General features: G+C 27.9%; 30 protein-coding genes. 5 read left to right on the forward strand and 25 right to left on the reverse strand.

The genetic code is table 11. The annotated features are described in order from the left end of the window. Nucleotide 1 precedes the first annotated feature (1 nt). The 7 genes from cas8b to ACTNBA_RS03055 all read right to left on the reverse strand — a co-directional run bounded on the left by cas8b (nt 2) and on the right by ACTNBA_RS03055 (nt 4,684). Nucleotides 2-1,735 (reverse strand): type I-B CRISPR-associated protein Cas8b/Csh1, encoded by a 1,734-nt coding sequence (gene cas8b / locus ACTNBA_RS03025; RefSeq protein WP_441072478.1) that lies wholly within the window; start codon nt 1,733-1,735, stop codon nt 2-4. Between the two features lie 14 nt (nt 1,736-1,749). Continuing rightward, nucleotides 1,750-2,442 (reverse strand): CRISPR-associated endoribonuclease Cas6, encoded by a 693-nt coding sequence (gene cas6 / locus ACTNBA_RS03030; RefSeq protein ID WP_441072480.1) that lies wholly within the window; start codon nt 2,440-2,442, stop codon nt 1,750-1,752. A 185-nt stretch (nt 2,443-2,627) separates the two neighbouring features. Further along, nucleotides 2,628-2,897, reverse strand: coding sequence for a transposase (locus ACTNBA_RS03035; protein WP_441072482.1), 270 nt, complete (start codon nt 2,895-2,897; stop codon nt 2,628-2,630). 608 nt (nt 2,898-3,505) lie between these two features. Beyond that, on the reverse strand, nt 3,506-3,676 hold the full coding sequence (locus tag ACTNBA_RS03040; protein ID WP_441072484.1) for a hypothetical protein: 171 nt from the start codon (nt 3,674-3,676) through the stop codon (nt 3,506-3,508). A 2-nt stretch (nt 3,677-3,678) separates the two neighbouring features. Continuing rightward, on the reverse strand, nt 3,679-3,978 hold the full coding sequence (locus ACTNBA_RS03045; protein WP_441072486.1) for a nucleotidyltransferase domain-containing protein: 300 nt from the start codon (nt 3,976-3,978) through the stop codon (nt 3,679-3,681). Between the two features lies 1 nt (nt 3,979). Next, nucleotides 3,980-4,417 (reverse strand): HI0074 family nucleotidyltransferase substrate-binding subunit, encoded by a 438-nt coding sequence (locus ACTNBA_RS03050; RefSeq protein ID WP_441072488.1) that lies wholly within the window; start codon nt 4,415-4,417, stop codon nt 3,980-3,982. Between the two features lie 105 nt (nt 4,418-4,522). After that, nucleotides 4,523-4,684: a hypothetical protein gene (locus tag ACTNBA_RS03055; RefSeq protein WP_441072490.1), complete on the reverse strand. Its 162-nt coding sequence runs from the start codon at nt 4,682-4,684 to the stop codon at nt 4,523-4,525. Nucleotides 4,685-4,947: 263 nt separating this feature from the next. Here ACTNBA_RS03055 and ACTNBA_RS03060 point away from each other — a divergent pair, with 263 nt between their 5' ends. Then, complete coding sequence (locus ACTNBA_RS03060; RefSeq protein WP_441072492.1) at nt 4,948-5,217, forward strand: hypothetical protein; 270 nt, start codon at nt 4,948-4,950, stop codon at nt 5,215-5,217. Nucleotides 5,218-5,384: 167 nt separating this feature from the next. On the opposite strand, the gene ACTNBA_RS03065 is transcribed toward ACTNBA_RS03060, so the two are convergent. The 13 genes from ACTNBA_RS03065 to ACTNBA_RS03125 all read right to left on the reverse strand — a co-directional run bounded on the left by ACTNBA_RS03065 (nt 5,385) and on the right by ACTNBA_RS03125 (nt 17,022). Continuing rightward, nucleotides 5,385-5,999 carry a hypothetical protein gene (locus tag ACTNBA_RS03065; protein WP_441072494.1) on the reverse strand — a complete coding sequence of 205 codons (615 nt, stop codon included), beginning with the start codon at nt 5,997-5,999 and terminating at the stop codon, nt 5,385-5,387. A gap of 228 nt (nt 6,000-6,227) precedes the next feature. Next, entirely contained in the window at nt 6,228-7,865 is a 1,638-nt protein-coding gene (locus ACTNBA_RS03070) for a hypothetical protein (protein ID WP_441072496.1), read from the reverse strand. 122 nt (nt 7,866-7,987) lie between these two features. Continuing rightward, the gene (locus tag ACTNBA_RS03075; RefSeq protein WP_441072498.1) at nt 7,988-8,650 is read right to left on the reverse strand and encodes a LemA family protein; all 663 of its coding nucleotides are present in this window, start codon (nt 8,648-8,650) and stop codon (nt 7,988-7,990) included. 240 nt (nt 8,651-8,890) lie between these two features. Continuing rightward, the gene (locus tag ACTNBA_RS03080) at nt 8,891-9,079 is read right to left on the reverse strand and encodes a hypothetical protein (RefSeq protein WP_441072500.1); all 189 of its coding nucleotides are present in this window, start codon (nt 9,077-9,079) and stop codon (nt 8,891-8,893) included. Nucleotides 9,080-9,108: 29 nt separating this feature from the next. Further along, nucleotides 9,109-10,038, reverse strand: a complete 930-nt coding sequence (locus ACTNBA_RS03085) for a hypothetical protein (RefSeq protein ID WP_441072502.1) — start codon at nt 10,036-10,038, stop codon at nt 9,109-9,111. A gap of 9 nt (nt 10,039-10,047) precedes the next feature. Further along, the gene (locus ACTNBA_RS03090; RefSeq protein WP_441072504.1) at nt 10,048-10,575 is read right to left on the reverse strand and encodes a hypothetical protein; all 528 of its coding nucleotides are present in this window, start codon (nt 10,573-10,575) and stop codon (nt 10,048-10,050) included. Next, nucleotides 10,575-11,240 (reverse strand): ATP-binding cassette domain-containing protein, encoded by a 666-nt coding sequence (locus ACTNBA_RS03095; protein WP_441072506.1) that lies wholly within the window; start codon nt 11,238-11,240, stop codon nt 10,575-10,577. The genes ACTNBA_RS03090 and ACTNBA_RS03095 overlap by 1 nt, the downstream gene beginning before the upstream one ends. Nucleotides 11,241-11,255: 15 nt before the next feature. Beyond that, entirely contained in the window at nt 11,256-12,050 is a 795-nt protein-coding gene (locus ACTNBA_RS03100) for a DUF2705 family protein (protein WP_441072508.1), read from the reverse strand. 4 nt (nt 12,051-12,054) lie between these two features. Then, entirely contained in the window at nt 12,055-12,852 is a 798-nt protein-coding gene (locus tag ACTNBA_RS03105) for a hypothetical protein (protein WP_441072510.1), read from the reverse strand. After that, entirely contained in the window at nt 12,839-13,624 is a 786-nt protein-coding gene (locus ACTNBA_RS03110) for a hypothetical protein (protein ID WP_441072512.1), read from the reverse strand. The genes ACTNBA_RS03105 and ACTNBA_RS03110 overlap by 14 nt, the downstream gene beginning before the upstream one ends. 397 nt (nt 13,625-14,021) lie before the next feature. Beyond that, nucleotides 14,022-15,350, reverse strand: a complete 1,329-nt coding sequence (gene dnaB, locus ACTNBA_RS03115) for a replicative DNA helicase (protein ID WP_441072514.1) — start codon at nt 15,348-15,350, stop codon at nt 14,022-14,024. Between the two features lies 1 nt (nt 15,351). Then, nucleotides 15,352-16,254, reverse strand: a complete 903-nt coding sequence (locus ACTNBA_RS03120; protein ID WP_441072516.1) for a conserved phage C-terminal domain-containing protein — start codon at nt 16,252-16,254, stop codon at nt 15,352-15,354. 555 nt (nt 16,255-16,809) lie between these two features. Then, nucleotides 16,810-17,022 carry a hypothetical protein gene (locus ACTNBA_RS03125; protein ID WP_035131024.1) on the reverse strand — a complete coding sequence of 71 codons (213 nt, stop codon included), beginning with the start codon at nt 17,020-17,022 and terminating at the stop codon, nt 16,810-16,812. Between the two features lie 309 nt (nt 17,023-17,331). Here ACTNBA_RS03125 and ACTNBA_RS03130 point away from each other — a divergent pair, with 309 nt between their 5' ends. The 3 genes from ACTNBA_RS03130 (at nt 17,332) to ACTNBA_RS03140 (ending at nt 18,326) form a co-directional block, all read left to right on the forward strand. Then, nucleotides 17,332-17,757, forward strand: coding sequence for a hypothetical protein (locus tag ACTNBA_RS03130; RefSeq protein WP_441072518.1), 426 nt, complete (start codon nt 17,332-17,334; stop codon nt 17,755-17,757). 80 nt (nt 17,758-17,837) lie between these two features. Then, on the forward strand, nt 17,838-18,062 hold the full coding sequence (locus ACTNBA_RS03135; protein ID WP_035131025.1) for a DUF1659 domain-containing protein: 225 nt from the start codon (nt 17,838-17,840) through the stop codon (nt 18,060-18,062). A gap of 45 nt (nt 18,063-18,107) precedes the next feature. Next, nucleotides 18,108-18,326: a DUF2922 domain-containing protein gene (locus ACTNBA_RS03140; RefSeq protein WP_035131026.1), complete on the forward strand. Its 219-nt coding sequence runs from the start codon at nt 18,108-18,110 to the stop codon at nt 18,324-18,326. A gap of 98 nt (nt 18,327-18,424) precedes the next feature. Here ACTNBA_RS03140 and ACTNBA_RS03145 read toward each other — a convergent pair whose 3' ends face one another. Then, nucleotides 18,425-19,363, reverse strand: a complete 939-nt coding sequence (locus ACTNBA_RS03145; protein ID WP_441072521.1) for a hypothetical protein — start codon at nt 19,361-19,363, stop codon at nt 18,425-18,427. Nucleotides 19,364-19,471: 108 nt separating this feature from the next. Further along, complete coding sequence (locus ACTNBA_RS03150; protein WP_441072523.1) at nt 19,472-20,101, reverse strand: hypothetical protein; 630 nt, start codon at nt 20,099-20,101, stop codon at nt 19,472-19,474. Nucleotides 20,102-20,308: 207 nt separating this feature from the next. Here ACTNBA_RS03150 and ACTNBA_RS03155 point away from each other — a divergent pair, with 207 nt between their 5' ends. Further along, nucleotides 20,309-20,866, forward strand: a complete 558-nt coding sequence (locus tag ACTNBA_RS03155; protein ID WP_346873536.1) for a DUF4230 domain-containing protein — start codon at nt 20,309-20,311, stop codon at nt 20,864-20,866. A gap of 121 nt (nt 20,867-20,987) precedes the next feature. Here ACTNBA_RS03155 and ACTNBA_RS03160 read toward each other — a convergent pair whose 3' ends face one another. The 3 genes from ACTNBA_RS03160 to ACTNBA_RS03170 form a co-directional block, all read right to left on the reverse strand. Further along, nucleotides 20,988-22,220: a DUF2812 domain-containing protein gene (locus ACTNBA_RS03160; protein ID WP_441072525.1), complete on the reverse strand. Its 1,233-nt coding sequence runs from the start codon at nt 22,218-22,220 to the stop codon at nt 20,988-20,990. Next, nucleotides 22,217-22,546 (reverse strand): PadR family transcriptional regulator, encoded by a 330-nt coding sequence (locus tag ACTNBA_RS03165; RefSeq protein WP_346886760.1) that lies wholly within the window; start codon nt 22,544-22,546, stop codon nt 22,217-22,219. Before ACTNBA_RS03165 ends, ACTNBA_RS03160 begins: the two co-directional genes overlap by 4 nt. 169 nt (nt 22,547-22,715) lie before the next feature. Continuing rightward, on the reverse strand, nt 22,716-23,771 hold the full coding sequence (locus ACTNBA_RS03170) for a DUF5700 domain-containing putative Zn-dependent protease (protein ID WP_441072527.1): 1,056 nt from the start codon (nt 23,769-23,771) through the stop codon (nt 22,716-22,718). Nucleotides 23,772-23,776: the final 5 nt, after the last annotated feature.

Below are 23,776 nucleotides of genomic sequence, written 5' to 3' on the forward strand. Positions count from 1 at the left end.
TTTATTTAGCCTCCTCATCTTTCTCATATACTAAATTACTACGTAGATATCCTGCTAAAATCATATCTTGATTTACTTTTCCCTCTGGTTCATAGGAAACAATCATTCCATAAAGATTATTGAATCTCTTTGCATACTGCTCTATCGTGTAATTATACTTTAAATAAAGAGCCCTAAGCTTTTCTTTAATAATCCCATTATTTTTAGCATTCATAAAAGGATTTAATAAAGATTGTGGTTTACTCCTTCCCTTACTTAAAGATAAAAAATAGTTAGCTAATTGACCTACTGCAAAATAATATTCATCATCATTTTCAAATTTTCCAGTATTTTCTGCATTAATTTTAAGTCTTAATTTATTCTGCATTTCATAAACTATTTCTGCCATATCTACACCTCCATTAAAATAATTTTGAAAAGACCATCTTAAATTAAATTGATCCTTTGCTTTTTTAAAATATCCTCTTTCAATTGAGCCCTTAACTAAATTTAAAGAAACTTTACTAAGTAATTTATCAATTCCATTTTTATTTCCCTTGTAAAGCCAATTAAATATTCCATCTCTGGATATAAGTAGATTACTTTTTAGTACCTCATTATTAATTGATATATCTCCAACATCAGTAAAGTAATTATTGATTAAATATTTTGAGAAATATACATTATCAATGACTTCCTGCATTCTCTTTCTATTTCCACAAGTGCCATATAATTCAAAAGACTTATCATCTAAATCATCCCCTAAAACATTTTTAAAATTAAATTTTTTAGGTAAATTAGGTTTATAGTTAGTTATTACATCATGACTTATGATTTCCACTTCTTTACCCTTCTTAATTCTTATAAATACTCCTTCAAAGTCTGTCTTTGGCATATCTCCACTTTTTAATGCTATTACTCCATTTTCATCTAAATAGATATTTACCTTACCTAAAGTAACTTCATTCAATAAATAGTCAAAGAACTTTTTCTGAAGCATTACTTCTTCGCTATTAATTAAATAAGGCACTTTAACCTTCCTAGTCTTACTCTCTAAATAAGGCTTTTTTGAATTCATCCCCATGTTATCATTAGGCAATCCAAATATCTCACCAGAAATCTTTATATTGAAATCATTACTGTTATATATATTGGGAACAAAATATCTTTTTCCTTCTCTAATATAGTCATCTTCGCCATACTCAAAGAAAATTTTCAAATAATCTTTTCCTGTATATTGATTACCAATTTCAAATATATTTTCCTTTATCCAACTTTTAATCTTTTCAACTAATTTCGTATCAACTTTACCAATTTCAGTTTCTAGACTTTTATAAACGTCATGAGCCTTCACCTTTGATTTAGGATATTTAATATAAGGATTTAATAAGATATCATAATATCCATTTATAATTTCATTTGTAAGCTTGCCATTAGAAAAACTTTCTTTTTTAACAAAAAAGCTTAAGTAGTTATTACTATGAATTATTTTCTTTCCATCAATAGGCTTATTCATATCAACAAGCTTACTATTATAATCATAAGTACATAACTTACTAAAGTAATTGCTACTCTTATCAATAGTTTTAGTTTTTTTATCTAGCTTTATATTAATTACTTCTTTAACTTCATAAGAATCATCCTTAGGTGCAACAATTATATATGTACCATCTGCTGGTACATAATTATCTAAAATTAATCTATCGCCTTTTTCATTTAGTTCACTTTTAAAGCTTTCTAAACATTCCTTAAGCACTTTTACTCACCTCCTTAAAGCCATCTAAAATTTACAAACCCTTGTCCTCTAGCATTCATCTCTCCAAGGCCTGTCCCAAGAGCCATGTATGCTAACTCTTGAGCTCTTATATCATCTGAAATTACTATATTAACCTTATCTCCTAGAATACGTTTACCTTTGTATGATGTGGCTATAGGTTTTTTATTCTTAATTTCAATAAACGTATATAAATCAAAGTTTTCATCTAATTTTTCATTGCTTATAAAATTATATTTCTTTATAAGATTTTCCTTAATTCGCTTTTCGAACTCTTCAAAACTTAAAAAGTTCTTCCAATAACCATCATCATTCTTTAAAATTAAAGGAGTAATGCTATAAATTTTTTCTATATGCTTTTTAGGTATAATTCTAATATCAGTTACTAATCCCTTGATATAATCTGTATATTCATTAGATAAAGCATTATTAAGATATTGTCCTAATTCTTTACTTATAGTTCTAAGCTTTACTGTATAGACATTATCAGCTTTATATATCCCTGATTTATCTATAGGATAAAAAGAATTAAAACAATAATTCTTGAAGATATTTTTATTATGCAGCTCTAAAAATTCACTATTTTTTGCCAAAGATTTATCTATTAATTCAGCTATTTTTTGTTGAGCTTCCTCAACATTTATTGACTTTAATAAATACACCTTTAGAGTTATTTCATAGACATTCACCAAATCACCTCCCTTTATTACTTAATTATACTATATTTCCATGATTTTATATATGGATATTTGTAATATAGTATCACATCTCATGTTATGGTTAATCATATTCATTTATCAAATCTATAAACTAAATTTAAATACATCACATGCTATAGGTAAAATTCTCAAGATTATCTATATAAACTTTTAAATTATTTATTTATTTCTTTAGCAAAATAAATTGCTGCCTTTTTTAGAAAAGTATTTTCATTTTGTAAATCCTTACATATCTCTCTTAGGATTTCTCTATCTTCACAATAATTACTACACTTTTCTTTGTCCCTAAACTTTTTAACCCAAGAGCTAATAGTTGTTTTAGGAACATTATATTTATTAGAAAGGATACCTAAATGCATTCCTTCATACAAGTTTAGTTTAATAATTTTTTCTTTAAAAGTTTTATCATATTTTTTATATGCCATTTACGACCCTCCTTGTCTTTTGTTTAATTCAAATACATTATTTTCAAATTTTTATTTAATTTAATTCTACCCATTTAAAACTACATTTATTCAAAATAAAATTATTTATCTAAACTATATAGTAATGATTTTTATAAGTATTAACATTTACAGTCAATATTGCTACTTATATTTATACATACCCTACAGATTTTAAAGTCAATACATTATTACTTCCTATTTTATATAAAGCTTTAATATCATAATCTAAATACTAAATAATATTGTGATCACCCTAACCTATAAACTTTTTAATTCTTCTATAATCTTTTGAAATTCTATGTTACCCTCTTGTATGTCAAATATAGGTATGTTTGTAATTTCTTCAGCAAGATGTTACTTCATAAATTCAAGCTTTTTGCTTCCTACAAATTTAAGGGTATTTCACAAAAAATTAGCTACTTTTCAATCCTCACTTCCATATTCTGTAATATTATGCATGAATCTTATATATCAATTTATCGTAATAAAAACTTATCCTAATCATTGCTTTAGGCATATAACTCTTCCAATTTTAAAACATAAATATGGATATTTTTTAAAATTTATGTATTTATAGAAGTATTGTTTTAACGGAACCTAATTAAAATTATATTATTGATTTTTATAGTACCAAATAAACACAAGCCATCTCTAAAAAGAAATGGCTTGTGCTTAATTCTATTTACTTTTTCACTAACTGCTGCAATTAAACTTCTTCTCGCCCAAACTGCAAAAGATTTGATTTTATTCTTACCCATCTTTAACTTCTACTTAAATTATTATAAATTTCTATCCCATCTCTATCTATTTGTAATTTTATATCTTCGTTCATAGCATCTAAAAAAACAATATCTAAAGAATATATTCCCACAAGTTCATCCAATTCTACAGATATAGTTCCCTTATACTTTTTATCACATAGAATGCCTATGTCTATATCTGAATTATAATTATAGTTTCCCTTTGCTCTTGAACCAAAAAGAATCACTTTTTTTATATATTTATTACTTTTAAAATATGACATTAAGTTTATATATATCTTCTCTTCTATTCCATACATCTTACAATTTCTCCATTGATACTTTATCTAAAAGTTCTTCTATAGCGTCTATATATTTCTCTATTATGTCATTTTTTATAATTTCATAATCCTCTTCATTATATATATGGGCACTTGAATTTCTTGCAAATAATATGTCATTCCAAACAATCATATCTTCTATGAGACCCTCCTTGAATGCATGTTTATAGCAGCCTCTAGGGTTATTTATCTCAAGTCCATCAGCTTTAAAAATTTTAGATAATAACTTCCATGTTAAATCCTCTAAAGTTTCATACTTTTTTATAATAGAATCTCTATATACTTCTAATGTTATATCATCTGCATCTTCTAACTTTCTATAATTTTCTCTTATATTTTTTAAATGCATAAGCATCCTATATGTGTAATTATAAGTTAAATTAATTGATTCATCATATTTATCTAATATTCCACTCATCTAATCACCCCTAAGTTTTAAATCTAAAAGTTATTGTTGTTTATATTATTATATCTCAACATCTATTATAGTTATAGTCCTCTTTTCTAATGTCCACTTATAATGTTAAAGATAATCAGTATAATTAGTTTTAATATCAATATTCTTTATCTCTATTTCTGCTGAAGCTATTATTCTTGTATCAATGCCAAAGAAATTTACAGCATTATCTTTTAAAAATTCCATTGCTTTTTTTAATACAGCATCCTCTACTTTATTATAATCCATAATTATCTCCTCTTTCTAGTTGTTTATATTACTTATTATTTCCAACTAAAAAGAATTTATACGAATATACATTCTTATACTGTGTATACTTCTTCTACTTATTCATTTATCTCTAGTTGAATAACTCTAATCCTTTAACTATTTAATATATCCAATAACCAATTATACCTCCCCTTCAAAATTACCACTTATTAGTATATACTTTATATATAAACTAGAAATAATCATCAAAACTTCAAAGAATATAAAACTCAGGAGGCACTATGAAAAAATTTAAGACATTACTAACTACTGTATCTCTCATGTCACTTTTTTATTTATTTTACATTGTTTATTATTCCTCTAATAAAAATGATATTACCTTTAGGATAGTATCTATATTCTGTTTAATCTCAGCTGCTACACTTGGATTTTTAGATGGTTTAAACTATATTTATAAGAAAAATTCTAAAAAAATAGGCTATACAATTTGTATACTTACTACAATCATAACCCTTGCCTTTATATTTTTTATATATAAAGTTACTATGTAAACTATAATATATCACTAATCCTATAAATAATGGTGAGCATGTACTTTAATATAAGTGCATACTCACCATTTATTTAAGTTATTTTACTTTAAGAAAACCCCTATTATTTTTATTCCTTCAATATCTATTCTTCATATATAAATGTAACTCCCCTTTAAATTTATAACCTATTCTCCGCCCTTACCCAAGGCTGAAGAATCCCCACTTTCAATAACTTCTCCTGTAACTTTATCTTTAAAGTTAACTATAGTTTTTGCTGTATCAAAAGATTTTCCATTCATAGCTTGATACATATTTCCAGACATATAAAATCCTACTGCTACAAAAGGTTGAAGTCCACCATAGGATGCTTTATCAACCATAATATCAAATTGTGTCAAATCATCATTATATTTTATCTCTGCAAAAGAAGGATAATTTTCTTTGTCAGCTAAAGTCTCCTTAATACTGTCGTCTACTGCCTGTTTCATACTTGCTAATAACTCTTTGTGAGTTTTCTTATCCATAATGTAGGTTACAGAACCATCTTCATTTACTTTAACTTCATGTACACCTTTTGCTTTTGCTTCTGTCTCTATAGTAGTCTTATCACTTCCGTCAAAAAATGCTGCAGGAAGTGTTACTTCCACATCAAATAAATTTTTTTGTGAAGACATCTCTCCCCCGTTACTTTCCGTTTTCTTTTCTGCCTTATCTCCATGGTCTGAGTCCTTTACACCACAGCCTACCATTGTAATTGCCATTGTAGTTACAAGTAGTAATGCTAAAATTCTCTTCTTCATAGATTTTTACCCCCATATTTAGCTAATTATAGCCTTGTTTTTATGTTCTTTAACATAATTTTTATAAAAACTATGTGAAAACACTATAATTTTTATATTATATTTAAAATATTAACATAAATAATATTATATATCATTAATTTTACTCAAAAGGATAAATTCATTACATGAAAGTAAAAATAAATAATTAAAGCTCTGAGAATTTCATCTTCTCAGAGCTTTAATTATTTATTTTTTATTTTTCTTTATCCAAAATCCTACAGAACTAATAATTAATATAATACCTAATGTTATAAAGATTACATTAGTAAAGTTTTTTGTTGAGTCTTTCTTAGTAACTGTTTTATTTTTTTCAACTATAGCATTTTTGCTAGTATTAGTATCAACTGCCTCAGCTGTAGTATCCTCTTTCTTCTCTTCTGTTTTAGTTGTAGGCAAAATCTCTTTTTTATCACTGACAGCTGCAGTTACTTTATCCAAGTCTAAAGTCTCTTGCACCCTATTAGTACCACTACTTAAATTAGTATTACTATTGATATAAGAGTCAGTACCCTTACTTGCATTATCCCTATTATTTAAATCAACATTATTATCCTTAACTTCATTGGTATTATTACTTACACTAGTATTAGTATTATTACTTACGCTAGTATTAGCATTGTTACTTGAATTAGTATTGCTATTTTTATCAGTATTATTACTATTTGTACCAGTATTACCATTGGTATCTGTATTGCTATTATCCCTTGGTTCTTCATTTGAATCTCCTATAGATATTGGTGTATACCCTGCCCCTACAATACTATGTGCTACAAGATGCTTATCATCATAAACATTAATACCCTTCATATGTTCATTAACAATATATTTTTTTACTAACTTACCATTCTCTAACTTAGATATAACCCCATCGTCATTTGTCCATAAATTTCTATTGGAATCAAAAGTTACTCCAATAGTCTCATCTTCAAAGCTATACTCACCCTCTAACTCAAGTATATCATTATTTATTTTATATTTCCTAACATTAAATTTTCCTTGTTTATATCCACTTTCTGTTTTTATAAATTCTCTAGTGCCTACAAATAATGTATTATCTACTCCAGGGATTACAGATAGTATTAAATCATTAGTATCTATTGAATATTCTTTAATATTATTATCTTTTGATATCTTACAAATTTTATTATCTTTACCATATTTGAAGGATTTGCTAAACCACAAACTTTGATCTGGGCCCTTAACAAGTTGTCCATAAGTATCATAAGTTGTTTCACTGTCCTGTAACCTTAAGACTTCATGTGAAAATCCTTTATCATTGTATATTATATATTTGGTATTATAATCTATAATTCTTCCTGTTGAACCGTATATTGGTATATTGGTTTCTATTGCTTTAAACCAAAATACTCCATTTGAATCTATTGTGCAATTTGTTATGTATGCTTTTCCATCTCCATAAGTTGGAACATCCTTTACAAACTCCATTTTATATGTATTCAGGTCTACTTTATATATAGATTTCTTTTTATCTTGTGTCGAAACTACATAAGCATTCTCATTATATATTCCAATTAACCCTAGATATCTTATAAGATCAAAGTCATCAGATATTATATGTTTTTTCCCGTTTTCTTCAACAAAAAATTTTATATTGTAATCAAAAATAACCGCATTATTAACAATGGTCTTATCTTTATATTGATATGCAAATCCTACAGTCTCTTTTCTTACCTCCATGAATTCTTGTACCGATGAATTATCCTCTTCTACTGCCTTAACTTCCCTTGATAAATTCGTTGCATACATGAATTGAACTAAAAGCAAAACTAAAATAATCTTACTAAATGTTTTTATTTTTTTCATCCATTACTCCCCTTTTCATTAATAAAAATAGTCAAAAAATATCTATAGACATTATTTTTGAAACTGTGCTATACACCTCCAAACATATCCATAGATATACATAAAGCTATTTTACTAATCACTTATACATCTATATCATCAATGTCATCATCTACATAAAATTGCAGTGGTTTCAGCTTCCATAATCCAGATAAAATAGTTGCTGGAAAGCTTGCAATACCAACATTATAATAAGATACATATTCATTATAACGCACTTTAGAGTTCATTATAATATTTTGTGATTCTTCTAGCTGGTTTAATATCTTTGAAATATGATTATCAGACTTTAAATCTGGATAACTTTCTACAGTTACCTTTAAATCCTTCAAGGAAATTACTGACCCATTGTTATCATTCTCTTCACTATATCCTTCTTGTAGCTTTCCACTTCTTAAAGAAGTTACTGATTTTTGAATATCACTTTCATGTTGAAAAAACTTAAATACAATTTCTTCAGCTTTAGATAATAGTTTTCTTTCCCGTTCTTTATATACACTAATATTACTTTTCAAAGAAGCAGATGTTAACTCTAATTTTTTTAAATAATTAAACTCTGATACCAATTCAAAAATTATCATTGTTAATAATGAACATGCCCAAGCCAATTTTCCCTGAAAATCTGTTAATGGTTCTACTCCTTCTCCACTGGCAAAAATAAATAAAAAGACAAACCATCCGAGTACCAATCCTATAATAAAGGTTGAAAACTTCTTCAAGTATGTTCTTTCTTTAATTTTCTTCATCCTTAATAAATCCCCCTGTCTATATAAAATCATGTATTTTTTCATAATTGCTACATTTACAATTATCGTTTATAAACATGTTTTCTTAAGTCTTAAGGATTTTCAAGAATATGAACCATAAAAACAAAAAAATATCTATAGACATTATTTTTGAAACTGTGCTATACACCTTCAAACATATCCATAGATATAAGTTGCATTTATTAATGTAGTGAGTTTATTTAATAAAAACACATAACCTTAATTACCCTTTTTAATAATTTCCAAAATGATTTTTGTAACCACTATAGAACAAAATAGCATTAAAACAAGTGGAATAAGATCTATAAATATTCCGCCAACTAAAGCAGTTACAAGGGCTCCAATAAAACATATTATATTAACATAACTTAAAGCAGTAACTACTTTAATTGTGAATTCTTTTTTCATTTTCATACCTCAATTTGTATTGTAATTTATCATTTTCTAGTATATTCAGAAACATCTTTATTATATACACTTTCATCTATTGGAATATTTACTTCCAAACTAGTACATTCTAATTTGTGTTTTACATTTCCATTATCATCAAAGGATAGAAATTGAAGTATTATTCCAGTTTCCTTATCCATAAATAAAGAAAACTTACCCTGTGACATATTAGATAGTGCTGGATCAATTACTCCTTCTAGCTTATATACATCTCTTTCTAAAAAAGTTGACTCTGTATAATCCCAATCTTCATAAATAAATAAAGTATAGGGAAGTGAACTGGAAGAAATAATAAACTGGCTCAGCCCTAAATACCCATGGTCTGTTCTGCTTAGATCTGGTTTTAAATATAATCTAATTGGTCTTACTATTGTAGATTTTCTCTTATCTTGAATTTCCTCAAATTCTCTATAGCTTTTATCATTATCATCAAAAACTTTTCTTTTATCATCATGATAAATTAAAGTTATAGGCTCTTTTCCTTCCGACTCATCTACACTTACAGAAGCTTTTTTTTCTGTATCAACTGCAAAGGTGCATTTCATACGAGAGTTTCCCATGGAACTTTCTTCAATAAACTCTCCCTTACATGTCTTAAAATTGTCTACAGCATTTATCATTTTATACTGTATCTCTTCCTTATCAGGAGAATTGATACTTTTTAATATTTTTTCACCTCTAGGCTCTTTCTTTAACTCTTCTTCATCTTCTTGTGATAATTTTACTTCCTTGTTATCATTACTTGCTTTCTTTTCCTCTTCCCATGATATAACTTCTTCTTTCCATGGTGTAACTTCTTCTTCCTTATTAAAAATGCTAAGATTAACTCTATTTGATTTAATTTCATACACCACAAGAGATACCGCTATTATTGTTAATACTATTGCTAATATATAACCTTTAGATTTTTTATTCATATTTTCCCCCTAAACTTTTAGTGCCTTTCTATATCTAATGCCTTCATAAAATTTTTCCTTTATTTCATTAGGGTATAGCTTTTCTCGTAAATACATATACACATTATCTTTTCCTTTTTCATATACTTCCTTTTCAAGAGTATACACCTGTGTAACTAATAGTTTTTCTCCTGGTTGAACATTTCTTAAATCACCCTCAGATAGCTTTGCAGGACCTGCATAGGTACTATAATAATCCATTACTATTGCAGATTCTTGAAAAGTAATAGCATCCTTTACCTCAGAGGTGGTGTTCACAATTTCTGAATTCACTACAAGTTCTATATACTCTGTTCCAACTTGATTTGTTGCATCAGACTTTCTAGTTTCTGTTGAAAGTATCTTTATTTCAAGACCTTCACAATCTGCATGAGTCCCATTTTTGTAATATTCCATTGTATATTTTAAAGGAACATTCTGATTAACCTTATAATAGCGATATCCAAATATTAATAAAATAGTAATTAATAAAAATATTGCTATTTTACTTTTTTTCATTACTGCTCCTCCCTTAATATTTCATGATTAACAATAGAACCATTTTCTATATAAAAAATTTCATCTGATAAAACCTCTAATTCTTCTTTATCATGACTTGCTAATAAAATTAACTTATTATTATTTTTCATGTTTACAAGTAATTCTTTAATCAGAAATACAGCATCCGAATCTAATGCATTGGTAGGTTCATCCAATATTATTAGCTCTGGATTTTCCATTAGGGCCTGTGCTATTCCTAGTCGTTGTTTCATACCTAAAGAGTATTTTTTAAACTTCTTCTTATCCTCAGGATCTAATCCTACAGCTGATATAATTTCTTTAATTTCCTTAGCTCCTACTTTATTATTAATTTCAGAAATAAGCTTAAGATTTTCATAGCCGCTTAAGTTTGGTAAAAAACCAGGATATTCAATAACAACCCCCACACTTTCAGGAAATGAAATATTCTCTCCTAATACTTGTCCATCAATTTCTACTCTTCCCTCTGTGGGCTTTATTAACCCGCACAAAGCTCTAAATAACATAGTTTTTCCTGAACCATTTTTCCCTCTAAATCCGTATATTTTTCCTTTATTAAGGTTTAAATTTATATTATTAAGAATTCTTGCATTCTTTATTTCTTTAGATAGATTTTCTACCTTTAAATAATAATTTTCATTCATAAATACACCTCATTATTATATAAAATCTTTATGTTTTAATAATTTATATCCCAAAATCATCAATATAACACTTATCAATATTGTATAAATAATTGAAAATGTTATTGATAACCCAATTTCAATATTAAAATAATTATGTCTTAAAACCATAGAATGAATTCCTATAAGAAATTTATTTTTAGATACTATAGACATTGTTAAAATTACAGTTGTTATAAAAAATGAATATCTAGAATTTACTACTATTGATAGTGTACATTGCATAAATACCAACGCTATGGATGTTAATATATATGTTGTAATCATTGACATAAGAATAGTAAAATGGGGTACTTTAATAGCTAATTCATTATCTATTAAGCTACTATTTCCTATACTAAATCCTAAAGCTGCTCCCCCTAATAAATAGGTTAAACCCATTAGTACTAAATATACAAAAATCACATTTATAACAATCCAAGTACACTTTGATATCCAGTATAAAAAAATTTTTTTACTTCTAAGTAAAATATAGTTGGAATCTCTTTTAATATTTTCACTAATAAAATCTCCTAAAATGAATACTAAAAAAACATTTATAATTAACCAATTTATAGGAATATCTAGTGATATTTCATTAAACCGTAAATCTTTATATATAGTGAAAAATAAATCCATTAAATTTCCATTGTAATTATTTATAGTTCCTATATATCCTATATTCAAAATAAGCATGATAGCTAAAAATAATATGAGTTTTTTCTTATAAAAATTAAATCCATGAATCAAATCTAACTTTAATATATTTTTAAATGATTTTAAATTATCCATTATACTAATATCCTTTACTTATAAAATCTTTATTCTTATAAATCTCTCTACCTATTAAATAAAGAGCTATATGAAGGAAAATTAAATATATAATATTTATTAAAAAATAACTAGGATTAACCCAACTCTCTATGCTCAAAGAAAACTTCTCCATAAACAGTGCACCATTTAAAAATTCAACATCTATAAAGGGAATGATCAATACTGCTATACCTAATACTCCACTGTTATTTATAACACTTCTTAAAATTAAAATAAAAAACCCCAGTATAGAAAGTCCCATGAATTTTAATATAAAGGTTTTTAAAATCACCATATATATTGGTATAGAATTTAAAATTTCAAGTACATTTAAATTTCTATACTGTGGCGATGTGTATAACTGATCATTTTTAGGCCATAGATTTTCAAAACCACTTGCATACACCCCTCCAATACAATATCCTAAGCATATTATTATCATAGTTATGATGATTGAAAGAGCTATTACAAAAAATACATGACTATTAAATATATTCTTACGATTCTTCATTTTTATTATGAAGCTTTCCTTCTCACTACTTTTTATGTGAGAATTAATTCCAAAGAATAAAATAGGTGTATATAAATATATAAAGGCTGCAGCTCCTGCCATTCCGCCTTGTCCATTTAAGGTTGAAATAATACTTATTACTGCTTTATCTTCTACTGAATACATCATAAAATAAAAAGCTAATGAATAAATTAAAATAAATATTGTAGTTATAATAAAATATTTATTTTTATTCTTAATTTCTCTTTTTAAATTATTAAATAAGCTCATTTTTCATTCCTCCATTTATAAATATGGAAAAACAAGCTATGATTAGTATAAGTGGAATAGCTGTAAATATATGATTATACCCCGTAGTTCTAAATAAAAATATCATTGGAGAATATCTATAGTTTAATACCATAGTGATTATAACATCCATTGCTATATAAACTATAAAAGGAATAATTGTAATAACATATTTATTTCTAAAATATATACTACCAGCTAAGGCAATACTACTAAAGGTTCCTGCATATATAAATAACAAGAAAATTCTTAAAAATACATGTAATAATGGAAAGTTAAAGTATATATAGGGTAAAAAATCTCTTGGTTCTACAACTGATGAACTAAAAAATACTTTCGGCTCTATACTAGGAATAAAAGATGCATATAACATATAATTTATTATAAATGGAATACTTATAATTAATCCACTGACAACAAAATTTACCAAAAACCTATTAATTAAATACTTCTTCTTGTCATATCTTGTGATTATATTTTTTATAAAACCGCTTTTTACATCTTCTAAATAAGCATCTGCAAAAGCAACAGTAACAATTAATGGGAATAACATTTGAAGCATTCGTACATACTTTCCAATATTATATAACATTAAATTATTATAAGCTCCATTTGAAAAGTCTATAAAATCCTGTGAACTTAATCTTATATGATTATTACTAAAAACTTCAAAAGAAGCTATTGTTATTCCTACTAAAAGAGCTACATAAAAGGATGTTCTTTTAAATATTCTTTTTATCTCAATCTTTATCATAAACTTCTCCTATCAGAATTATGCTATACCAGTTTTAGCTGGTATAGCATAAACTTATTTTTTTAATTTCCTCCAACTGAATCTGGACTCCAAACTCCAGTAGTACTCCAAATTCCTGATGATACTGCTCCTCCATGACCTTCACCTGATATTTTATAAACATATAATAATGTGCGCACATTATTTTCACATAATTGTTTAGCCTAGATTTAATATAACGAATTACATGTTACTAACTTGTTACCATTGTATCTTATGTTAATTTTTACTTAAACCTTTAATGCATGAAAGGCTTAATTTTGTACCTAAAATTCGATATTATTCCATTTATTTCTATAGGTTTCGAAAAATTTCAAGATCTTATTTATTTATTCTTATATTTTTTAAGAGCTTTTATCTACTGAAGCCCCAACACTCTCTGGTACTTTCCAATCCACCCTAGATTTACATTTCTCACTTCACCATTTCTATTTTTACCTATGATAATTTCCATGATTTCCTTAGGAGCCTCCCCCTCTTCCTCTTTATTTTTATCTTTATTTTCAGTGTCATAATAACTTTCTCTATAAGGAAAGAGTACCATATCTGCATCTTGCTCTATGGAGCCAGATTCTCTTAGGTCTGATAGCATTGGCCTTGGATCATTTCTACTTTCTGCTGCCCTGGAGAGTTGAGCTAATGCTATGACGGTAATTTTTAAGGATTTTGCCATTGCCTTTAGCTCCCTTGATATCTTTGCAACTTCTTGTTCTCTAGATGAACTTACCCCTACAGATTCTATGAGCTGAAGATAATCTATTATTATCACATCTAAACCTTCCTTTTGTTTTAAAGTCTTTGCCTTTCCTCTTATGGTTGGAAGTGTAGTTGATGTGTCATCTATGAAAATTTTTCTCTTTGAAAGTTCTGAGGCTCCTATGATAAGCTTATTTAGGTGATCTTCTTCTAGGTTTCCACTCTGTATATTTTTTAGAGAAATCAAGCATCTAGCAGAAAGCATTCTTTGTACAAGTTGGTTCTTTGGCATTTCTAAGGAGAATAAGCCCACCTTTGCCTCTTTGGAAACATGTTGGGCAAGGTTTAAAGCAAAGGCTGTCTTTCCCATGGAGGGTCTTGCAGCTATAATAACTAATTCTCCAGCTTTTAAGCCTGAGGTCACTTCATCTAGGTCCTTATACCCCGTGGAAATACCTTCAAGGGCCCTTTTATCTAGGTATCTTTTTTCAATGTGACTTATGGTACTCTCCAGTGTATCCATAATGGGTTCCATATCTTCCATGGCTGCACTGCTATAGGCTTTATGAATATTATCCTCTAACTCTTCCACCACTTGGTCTACAAGGAACTCTCCATGACTCTCATCAATGGCTTTTCTGCAAGCTTTTATAACCCTTCTTCTGCTTGCTTTATCTATGATAATTTCACAGTAATTTCTTATATTACTTAGGTACACAGCAGAACTAGAAAGCTTAGAAAGGTATGTTATACCATTGCATTTTTCTAAAACCTCCCTAGATTTTAGTTCCTCGGAAAGGGTTATTAAATCTATATTAATCTCCCTAGCTCTAAGATTTAAAATCCCCCTATAAATCACCTTATGATTTTCATAATAAAAATCTTCTAAGTTTAAAATATCCTCCACTTCATAAATTTTATCCTTATCGTTAATTAGCACCCCAAGGACTACCTGTTCTGCTTCTAGACTATGTGGCATCACCGTATCCATGCTACATGTCCTCCTTCAAAACTATATTCTTTAACTTTTCCTTTAACTCAGATTTATTTCTTTCATCACTAAGGACCATATTTCCCCTCTTAAATTTCCCGTCACTTTCCTTTTCTGGTTTTCTTTCTTGATTTAGATAGGTCTCAAATTTATTGCCAAAGAGAGTAGTAGGAACTAAATATTGCTGAAACTTGGTGCCTGTCCATTTATATTTCATATTATCAATAACGGTTTTAAAGTCCTCTATGGTAAAGCCTTCACTAAGTCTTGCTTTAATAAGCCTAATAGTTATCTTTGTTGAGCTTCTAAAGTTTTTTCCTGTTTTCAAATTCAGATACTCTATTATTTCAAAGGCACTTTTCTCCAAAAGAAGATTTTTATTTATTTTAGTAGAGGAATCTTTAGTAGAGGGATTATTTGTTGTAGATTTAAATCCACACCCTTTAGATTCTTCATCCATACCCTTAGGTTCTTTACCCATAATACCCTTAGGTTCTTCACCAATACCTTTAGCTCCTTCACCCATACCTTTAGCTCCTTCACTAATACCCTTAGAGTTTTCCGCCTCTGCTCCTTCTCTAGTTGTAAGCTCCTTATAATTTTCACCTATGCCAAAAAAGGAGTATGTTCCCTTTTCCCTCACAACCAGATGAGTAAGCATTCCTGAATCCCTCAATTTAAAAAATCTAGATTGAACTGTACATTTCTTCATTCTAAAAATAGGAAACTCTCTTAAAACTGCATCATAACGAAGCCAATAATAAATATGTCCCTCTACCTCCCTTGTATTCATTCCATTACTTTCTTTAAAATCAATGAAATACCTAAGAATGCTTGCATCAATAATATCTAGTCCAAATTTTATTAATTTATCCTGCCTAAAACCCATAATTGTATGTTTCATAATCTTCTCTCTCCTATCCTTATTTAAATAAGTATCTCTATATACTAAATAAGCAATTTAGACGAAAAGTGGAAAATTATTTTATTAAAATAAAAAATAGACAACCCAGAAGTTAATCCTGAACTGTCTAAAATATCTATACAATATTATTTTTTTATTTGGCTCTGTTGAAGATTACAGTGATAGAATATACAAGCTATGTGGATATTGATGGACATCCCATAAAGATTCTAGTGAAATACACAGCCTTTAATTTTTAATAACGTGGCCGAAACCAAATTGTAAAAATCTGATTTTCATTAAATTATATTATTAAAATCTCACCTTAAATTACACCACATTTTACCTAGGAAACTAGATAGCTAAAAAACTATATACCTATAAAAATATATAAATATGGATATATAAAAATAGTTAAATAGTAATATATAAACCTAGTTAAATAGTAAAATAGTTAACTATTTGTTGTGTTCATGGGGGTTTCAAGGCTTTTTCTAATAAGCACTGTATGTTAATTACTAATTATAATACCTTCTTAAACTTTGCTAAAATAACTTACTGAGTTTTACTTTTATAATAACCCATATCTTTCAAAAGTAAGGTAATAAAATATATGGCAAGCAATAAATAAGCTAAATTAAAAGCAACTAATAGGTTTCTATTTTCAATAATTTTACTAATAGGTTGATGTAATATAGCTATAACTAAAATGAAAATATTCCTACTTAATTGAATTCCTTTGGATTTCTTTCTCCTTATATCCTTCATACTTAATTCTCCTCAACTCACTATTATCAATTATCTTATTCTTCCCTTTAAAATCAAAATTCAAACCTTCAATATTTTTTTAGCACAACCTCTTGGTTTGCATATGCCTTAAATTTATTATAATGCATTTAATGTTTTACATTCCATAAAAATACATGAAAGTATGATTTTATTGCATAAGATTACAATTTTATATATTGAAATTCCAGTTAATAATATCCAAAAGCTTTTTAAAACCCTTATCCCTAGTGAATTTTCTTAATAAAAGCATATATAGTTAGTGTTAAATAATTTATAAGGAGGTTTCTCATGAAAAAAGAAAATAAAATTAATGATCCCATAGATGAATTTAATTCTGAAGAAAATTTGGAAGAATTTAATGGCATCTGTGAGGACATCACTGGTATTCCCATATCATCCTTTAATTTTGAAAAAGATACTCCCTCTAGGGAGAATTTATCCACAGCTAACCTAACTTCTCTACCACCTTCTGTTGATAGTTTTACTGATAATCGCAAGGTTAAAACTGAAGCTCCTGGAATAACTCCACCCATAGATGGTGAATTCTTTGATACTCAGAGATGTTATAAAATAAGAAATTCCACTGCTAGAATGCTAAATGAAATTAAAGCTGTTCATCCCAATGTTAATGTTTATATGAATACCATTGTGGATGCAGCAATTAGAAATTACTATGACTTTATTTTCAATAGAGATGGAATTAATACTTTATAATTATTCATCATTTATACTTTCCACTTATTTTTCAAAGTGCATATATAATCATTGAAACCACTGATAAGGAGGTGAATTTAATGGCAGTAGATAAAGTTTTAAACACTACTTCTTTTCATATTGAAGTTGAAAACGGAACTGATAAGACTGGAGCTACAATTTATAAGAAAAAAACTTTTTCTGGAGTAAAACCTAGTGTTGATCCTCAAAATGTTTTTGATGTAGCTGAGGCTATTAAGGATGTTTTAAGTGCTTCTACTAGAGATAGTTACTTAAATGAAACTTCAAAATTAGTTAATGCTTAATAGTATTAACTGTGACTTATCCTAGAGAAAGGAGGAAATTAAACTATGGAATATTCATTATTAATGACTTTTATTAATGCCAGTGGAGATAAAGTTAATTTATCAATTTCAGGGGTTAAGCAAGATATCACTGAACCTCAGGTATCAACTCTTATGGATACCATAATTGCTAAGGATGTTTTTCTTAGTAAGGGAGGCTCACTAGCTTCTAAATACGGAGCACAGCTTACCCAAAGACAAACTACTAAGTTCAGTCTTGCCTAAAATAACGAAAATAACGGGGTCAGACCTGAGGAAATTTTTTCCTCGGGGTCTGACCCCATTACATTTTTTTCCTTGGGGTCTGACCCCATTACAAATATTTACACTTCTTCAATAAGTGATTTCATATTCTCTTTTATTGAAGATAATTCATTTTCTACAGTAGTTAGCTTTGCTCTAAGAGATTTTATTATGTCCTCTACATTATATACAACGTTGCATACACTTTTTAAAGAATCACTGATTTTTGATTGAACAATCCAGTCAGATATTAATCCATCAAAAAAGTAATCTGCAAAGGTTTCAAAAGAACCAATATTTATATCTATATCCATTGCTAAATCCACATCTGCTAATTCATTTTGAAATTTCATCAGTGCAATTTTTGTATTCTGTGCATACTCTTTAGCTTTATCAATTTCAGAGTGTTTGGCTGCTGTAGCTAAAAGACCTCCCCCTAGTATATCCCAGGTTCCCCATTCATCAGCACTTTCAAGAGAATCTACTACGAATTGAAGTTCATTTCTAGCAGCATCACCAGCAGCTATTGCTTCCTGTAACTCTTTCTTCTGAGCTTCAATAGAAGGAATCTTGTCCATAATTTCAAGTAACTTTTTAGAGTTCTCATTATTTAAACCTAATATAAACCCTTCTTTTTTCTTTAATACTGCTTCATATTCAGCCTCTGCATCAAGTAAATTGTTAAATGACACTTTATAGGATTCAAGATCCTTTTCTAACATAAGAACTGAGTGGCAACATTCATCATACTTTAACTTTGCTGCAAGGAACTCTTGTCTCTCTTTATCAAGCTGCTGTTCCTTACTTCCAAGTATAGAATAAAATATGTTAGCAATACTCAAAGATTCAAGCTTTTTAACATCCTTATCCTCATCTTTAAGAGCTTTTTCAAGTTCTATCTTTCTATTTACTTCTTTTTTAAGAGCTTCTTCCGTATGCCTAATCATACCCTCAAACTTCTCTTTTCTCCACACTTTTTCCTTAGCAGCTATAAGTTCTTCATTAATATACTCAAACATACTAAACTTCCTTTCTATTCTCAGGGAGGTTATATCCCAAATTTTGTCACGGGGTCTGACCCCCTGGATAATTTTGTAACAGGGTCTAACCCCCTGGATATTTTATACTTATTTCAAAGGATATACTAAATTCAAGTTTAATTTTTTCAATTCCTTATAATAATAATAATTATGCTCAGCACCAACTGTACATAAAATTCTTTTATCACTATTTTTCTCTATGACTTTTCTAATACGTTCTACCATTATTTGATTTCTAGCTATCCAATTTACATTATAAACTATAGGGTCTATTGTATTTAACCATTCTTGCTTTTGCATTATTAATGTATCTAATTCAAATGAATTAAGTGGCAATATGCTTTTCTTTCCAACTTCCCATATTTTTTCATATCTTTTATCTAACTTTTTAATAATGGCTTCTTTTTCAGTTTCACTATAGCTTTGTAGATAATCAAAATCAACCAAATCATCTTCAAACCAATCTACTGGTTTAAATTCAATTCCTTCACTCTTACAGTAAGGTATAATCAATCTTCTATATTCACTTGGTCCAAGATACCCTGAATATGTATTATCATCACAATATTGGGACCAATCCTCTGGTCGTACTTCCCCACATATAATATCAGGTTTAAATTCTACTATTGCTTCTTTTATCATTTCTAATGTGTATCCCTTTTCCTGTCTGAAATCATCATCTCCATGAATTGTACCTAAAATTCCTATAACTCCCATGCTTTTTCCCCCTACTTTGTACTATCCCAAATTTTGTCACGGGGTCTGACCCCCTGGATAATATTTTACTTTATACCATTATATCTCATTACATTCATAATATATACTCCCATAGCATAAACATTAAAAAGATAATTTTGCGGGGTGATTATTTTGAAAAAATCCAAGATAAAAAAGTTCTTTTCCTTTTTTAAGAAGATTAAGATTATGATTTTTATAATAGCTATAATTGTTGCTTGTTTATTTATAAATTCTTTAACTACTAAAAATAACTTGGAGAAAAAGAGTGATTTTGTATCTGAAAAACTTATATCCATATCCGAGCTGGCTACTTCCCGTTATGATTACTCTAATGTGATTTCTGTGAAGAATAGCTTAAGCTTTAAGGATATTACTATTCCTTTTACTGAAAAATCCTTTGTCATTAAATATAATGGCTATATTACTGCTGGATTAGACTTTAGCGCTGCTACTTTTTCTATAGATAAAAATATACTTACCATAACAATTCCACCTTGTTCTATCCTTACTCATAATGTAAATGAAGATGAGGTTTTTATATTTGATGAAAAGAACTCCATATTTAATAAATTAACTATGGATGATATGTTAAGCGAAATTGTAGCAGAAAAATCTAAGACTGAAGAAAGGGTAATCAAAGACGGCTTCCTTGATAAGGTTACTGTGGACACTATAGACCTTCTTAAAAATATTTTCTTGAATTGCGGTTTTGATGAAGTAAAAGTTAAGATTGCAGCATCTTAATTCATATAATATAAAAAATGCTATGTTTTTTCAACATAGCATTGTGACCTTATAAAATCATTGGTTTAGACTTAATATGTTCATTGAGATGGAACGCAATGAAATAATTCACCTTATAATACTAGTATTCCCTCCCTTTAGCCCTAACATAGAATGAAATTATTTTTGAATAAGGGAAACAAAACAAGAATAATATAGACATAAGAAATAATACTATGGAAACCATATATGGTAAAACTTCTATTGTCCTTGAAATATCGCTAATTAAAAGAATAAATACTTTTATAATGCTATAAGAAATAATAGCTATAGTAGGTAGATAAAATGCTGAATAAGTTAAAGCCATTTTCTTAGCATTAGAAACTTGTTCCTCCCTATTTGAATATATATTAGGTCTTTCGTCTGTATATTCTTTACTCCATAGACTCCATTTAACTGGTAATGTTCCAACAGTATAAGCAAGTTCCCATTGGTCCAGTTTAAATATTTCATAATATGCAGCTGTAGGGTTATTTTGAAAATCTAATATATATCTGATTTTTCTAGGAGCTCCCTTAGTAAAATAAAATTTCTTATTCCCTTTTTTAACTTTATAAAGATTAAATCCTTTTGCTTCCATATCTTCTAACCATTTTTCTAATTTATCTGGTTCTAAAAAACTAGGGCCTCTTTTCCCTATTAACCTCCTATGTTCTTGTAATGAATCTTCCTTCTCAGATACATATTCTCCATCAAATTTAACATAATCAGAGCCTAATTCCTCTTTTATCTGCAATTCATTCTTCCTTAATCTATATAGTGGATATATGAAAAGAGCTATAATACCTAGTGCTTTTACAACATTTAAAATATCTAACAAAGTAAAATAAGAAGTTTCTATATGTTGTATTTTCTCAGGAGATACTTCTTTTATGAAGGTGATATCTCCAATACCTAAAAAATAAAAAATTATCATTGGAATTAAAATTATTAGAAAAATGCCAATGTTTACAGCAAGATAAATTGGAATTAATGATAAAAGAATTTGAGCTATTTTAAATCTGCTTAGTAAAGGCTCTCGAGATGGCTGGGCTTTTATATCTTCTAGATTCTTTTCATTTGCTAAGAAAAACCATCTACCTTTACTACAAGCTTTGTACCATCCATTTTTTATTAAAGAAGGTTGTAACTCTGTAATCCCCCTTTTCTCAAATGAAATTCTATAGTTAATATTGCTTTTTTCTTCCTTTTCAAAGATAAATAGTTTTAGAAGAAGGTTAACATCTTTCAAAATATAACCCTCTAAAGCTTTTTTACTTAACCAGTTTTCTATATTTTTAACATTTAAGCTCCAAAATGGTTTAAAAATTCTCATGAAAAATCCCCCTCATATTTTATTGCATTATCATGTAATTCTTTAATCCTCTCTATCTCTGCTTTTATTAATCTCTTCCCCAGTTCTGTAATTTCATATATTGTTTTCCTATTTTCATCAGAGTAAATTGATATAATTTGACTTTTTTCCATTTTACCTAATGTTCCATAAACTGTACCAGAACCTAACTTTATTCTTCCATCAGTAATTTTATCTACATGTTGTATTATTCCATAACCATGTCTTGGTTCTGTAAGTGAAAGAAGAATATAGAAAGCTGTTTCTGTCATAGGCATGAATGCTTTTAAAATTTTATCCTCACTCATTAAAATACCTTCTTTCTAGTATTACTATATTTCTATATGTCACGGTGTGATATATCATATTAAAACTATATCACGCTGCGACATATAAGTAAATATATAATATAAAAATGCTATGTTTTTTCAACATAGCATTATGACCTTATAAAATTATTGGCTTAGTCTTAATATATTACTTAACTGTTTCCCAGGCTGATTCCCATAAAGTAATTAGTTCTTGTGAGAATTGAATCTTATTTAACTCTATGGCAGCTTTATTATAATAAGTTAGGAAATATTTTAGATTAACAATACATTGAAGGACTTTTTCTTTTCCGAAAACTTTATCTATTGTTCCTACCATTTCTTCTCCAATTAATTTATCTAGAGAAGGCTTTATTCCTTGCATGAATGTATATGTATGAACTTTGTTTCTTAAAGTATCAATATTCCCTCCTTCCTTAAATAACTGTCTCAAAAATAAATCTAGCTCTGCTATTCTATCAGCTACCTTTAATCTTTCTTCACTATGAATGGATGTGATTTTCTCATACTGCTCCTTACCCATTATTTTACTTCCAACAATTTTCATCACTTCATTGTCTACTTGATTATCAAAAAAATATACTGCACTACCCTCGTCTAATATGGAACCTACTAATATAATTACTAAACTAATAAAATTATTTCTGTTGATTAATTCCATTCTTTTTTTATCCTTACTTCTCCAATACCTAGAACCTATATGGTGAAATTCATGTGCCATACCATAAATTCCAAAGGAATAAAAATTATCTGGGTATAACATAGTTATGCATTGAGTATAATTATTCATGCCAATAATAGTTCCTCCATTAAATCCATCAACTATGAAATGTAAATTTAATTTTATATCAGTATCTTCAGGAAGATACAATGAAACAAGTTTCTCAATCTTAGAATAGTCAATTTTTTGAACATAATTCAAATTAATATCTAAAGAACTTGTATCCTGAAGTATTAACTTAAATCTCTTATAAATATTTTCAAGTCTACCATTATATTCACTTCCATTAATAATGCTATTCCAAACATATAAATATTCTTGCTTTGGTATTAAAGGCTCCAACGCATTTAGCCATATTTTATATGCTTCTGTTGTTTCTATAATAGTATTAATATCTTCAACTTTTACTAATTCTCTATTTGATAATGAGGTAAAAATATTAGTCATTTTTTTTGCCCCGTCATAAGTTACATTTATCTTCATTTCGC

It is taken from the genome of Clostridium sulfidigenes (genome assembly GCF_052067195.1).
Taxonomy (GTDB): domain Bacteria; phylum Bacillota; class Clostridia; order Clostridiales; family Clostridiaceae; genus Clostridium_J; species Clostridium_J sulfidigenes.

Bases quoted from the DNA above. Each gene is read 5' to 3' on its own strand.
- ACTNBA_RS03120 (WP_441072516.1), bottom strand. From the start codon at position 16,254: ATGAAACATACAATTATGGGTTTTAGGCAGGATAAATTAATAAAATTT.
- ACTNBA_RS03160 (WP_441072525.1), bottom strand. From the start codon at position 22,220: ATGAGAATTTTTAAACCATTTTGGAGCTTAAATGTTAAAAATATAGAA.
- ACTNBA_RS03085 (WP_441072502.1), bottom strand. From the start codon at position 10,038: ATGAATAAAAAATCTAAAGGTTATATATTAGCAATAGTATTAACAATA.
- ACTNBA_RS03070 (WP_441072496.1), bottom strand. From the start codon at position 7,865: ATGAAAAAAATAAAAACATTTAGTAAGATTATTTTAGTTTTGCTTTTA.
- ACTNBA_RS03165 (WP_346886760.1), bottom strand. From the start codon at position 22,546: ATGAGTGAGGATAAAATTTTAAAAGCATTCATGCCTATGACAGAAACA.
- ACTNBA_RS03130 (WP_441072518.1), top strand. From the start codon at position 17,332: ATGAAAAAAGAAAATAAAATTAATGATCCCATAGATGAATTTAATTCT.
- ACTNBA_RS03045 (WP_441072486.1), bottom strand. From the start codon at position 3,978: ATGTATGGAATAGAAGAGAAGATATATATAAACTTAATGTCATATTTT.
- ACTNBA_RS03050 (WP_441072488.1), bottom strand. From the start codon at position 4,417: ATGAGTGGAATATTAGATAAATATGATGAATCAATTAATTTAACTTAT.
- ACTNBA_RS03055 (WP_441072490.1), bottom strand. From the start codon at position 4,684: ATGGATTATAATAAAGTAGAGGATGCTGTATTAAAAAAAGCAATGGAA.
- ACTNBA_RS03090 (WP_441072504.1), bottom strand. From the start codon at position 10,575: ATGAAAAAAAGTAAAATAGCAATATTTTTATTAATTACTATTTTATTA.
- dnaB (WP_441072514.1), bottom strand. From the start codon at position 15,350: ATGGATACGGTGATGCCACATAGTCTAGAAGCAGAACAGGTAGTCCTT.
- ACTNBA_RS03110 (WP_441072512.1), bottom strand. From the start codon at position 13,624: ATGATAAAGATTGAGATAAAAAGAATATTTAAAAGAACATCCTTTTAT.
- ACTNBA_RS03075 (WP_441072498.1), bottom strand. From the start codon at position 8,650: ATGAAGAAAATTAAAGAAAGAACATACTTGAAGAAGTTTTCAACCTTT.
- ACTNBA_RS03135 (WP_035131025.1), top strand. From the start codon at position 17,838: ATGGCAGTAGATAAAGTTTTAAACACTACTTCTTTTCATATTGAAGTT.
- ACTNBA_RS03100 (WP_441072508.1), bottom strand. From the start codon at position 12,050: ATGGATAATTTAAAATCATTTAAAAATATATTAAAGTTAGATTTGATT.
- ACTNBA_RS03125 (WP_035131024.1), bottom strand. From the start codon at position 17,022: ATGAAGGATATAAGGAGAAAGAAATCCAAAGGAATTCAATTAAGTAGG.
- ACTNBA_RS03095 (WP_441072506.1), bottom strand. From the start codon at position 11,240: ATGAATGAAAATTATTATTTAAAGGTAGAAAATCTATCTAAAGAAATA.
- ACTNBA_RS03140 (WP_035131026.1), top strand. From the start codon at position 18,108: ATGGAATATTCATTATTAATGACTTTTATTAATGCCAGTGGAGATAAA.
- ACTNBA_RS03170 (WP_441072527.1), bottom strand. From the start codon at position 23,771: ATGAAGATAAATGTAACTTATGACGGGGCAAAAAAAATGACTAATATT.
- ACTNBA_RS03060 (WP_441072492.1), top strand. From the start codon at position 4,948: ATGAAAAAATTTAAGACATTACTAACTACTGTATCTCTCATGTCACTT.
- ACTNBA_RS03155 (WP_346873536.1), top strand. From the start codon at position 20,309: ATGATTTTTATAATAGCTATAATTGTTGCTTGTTTATTTATAAATTCT.
- ACTNBA_RS03065 (WP_441072494.1), bottom strand. From the start codon at position 5,999: ATGAAGAAGAGAATTTTAGCATTACTACTTGTAACTACAATGGCAATT.
- ACTNBA_RS03145 (WP_441072521.1), bottom strand. From the start codon at position 19,363: ATGTTTGAGTATATTAATGAAGAACTTATAGCTGCTAAGGAAAAAGTG.
- ACTNBA_RS03105 (WP_441072510.1), bottom strand. From the start codon at position 12,852: ATGAGCTTATTTAATAATTTAAAAAGAGAAATTAAGAATAAAAATAAA.
- ACTNBA_RS03035 (WP_441072482.1), bottom strand. From the start codon at position 2,897: ATGGCATATAAAAAATATGATAAAACTTTTAAAGAAAAAATTATTAAA.
- ACTNBA_RS03040 (WP_441072484.1), bottom strand. From the start codon at position 3,676: ATGGGTAAGAATAAAATCAAATCTTTTGCAGTTTGGGCGAGAAGAAGT.
- ACTNBA_RS03150 (WP_441072523.1), bottom strand. From the start codon at position 20,101: ATGGGAGTTATAGGAATTTTAGGTACAATTCATGGAGATGATGATTTC.
- ACTNBA_RS03080 (WP_441072500.1), bottom strand. From the start codon at position 9,079: ATGAAAAAAGAATTCACAATTAAAGTAGTTACTGCTTTAAGTTATGTT.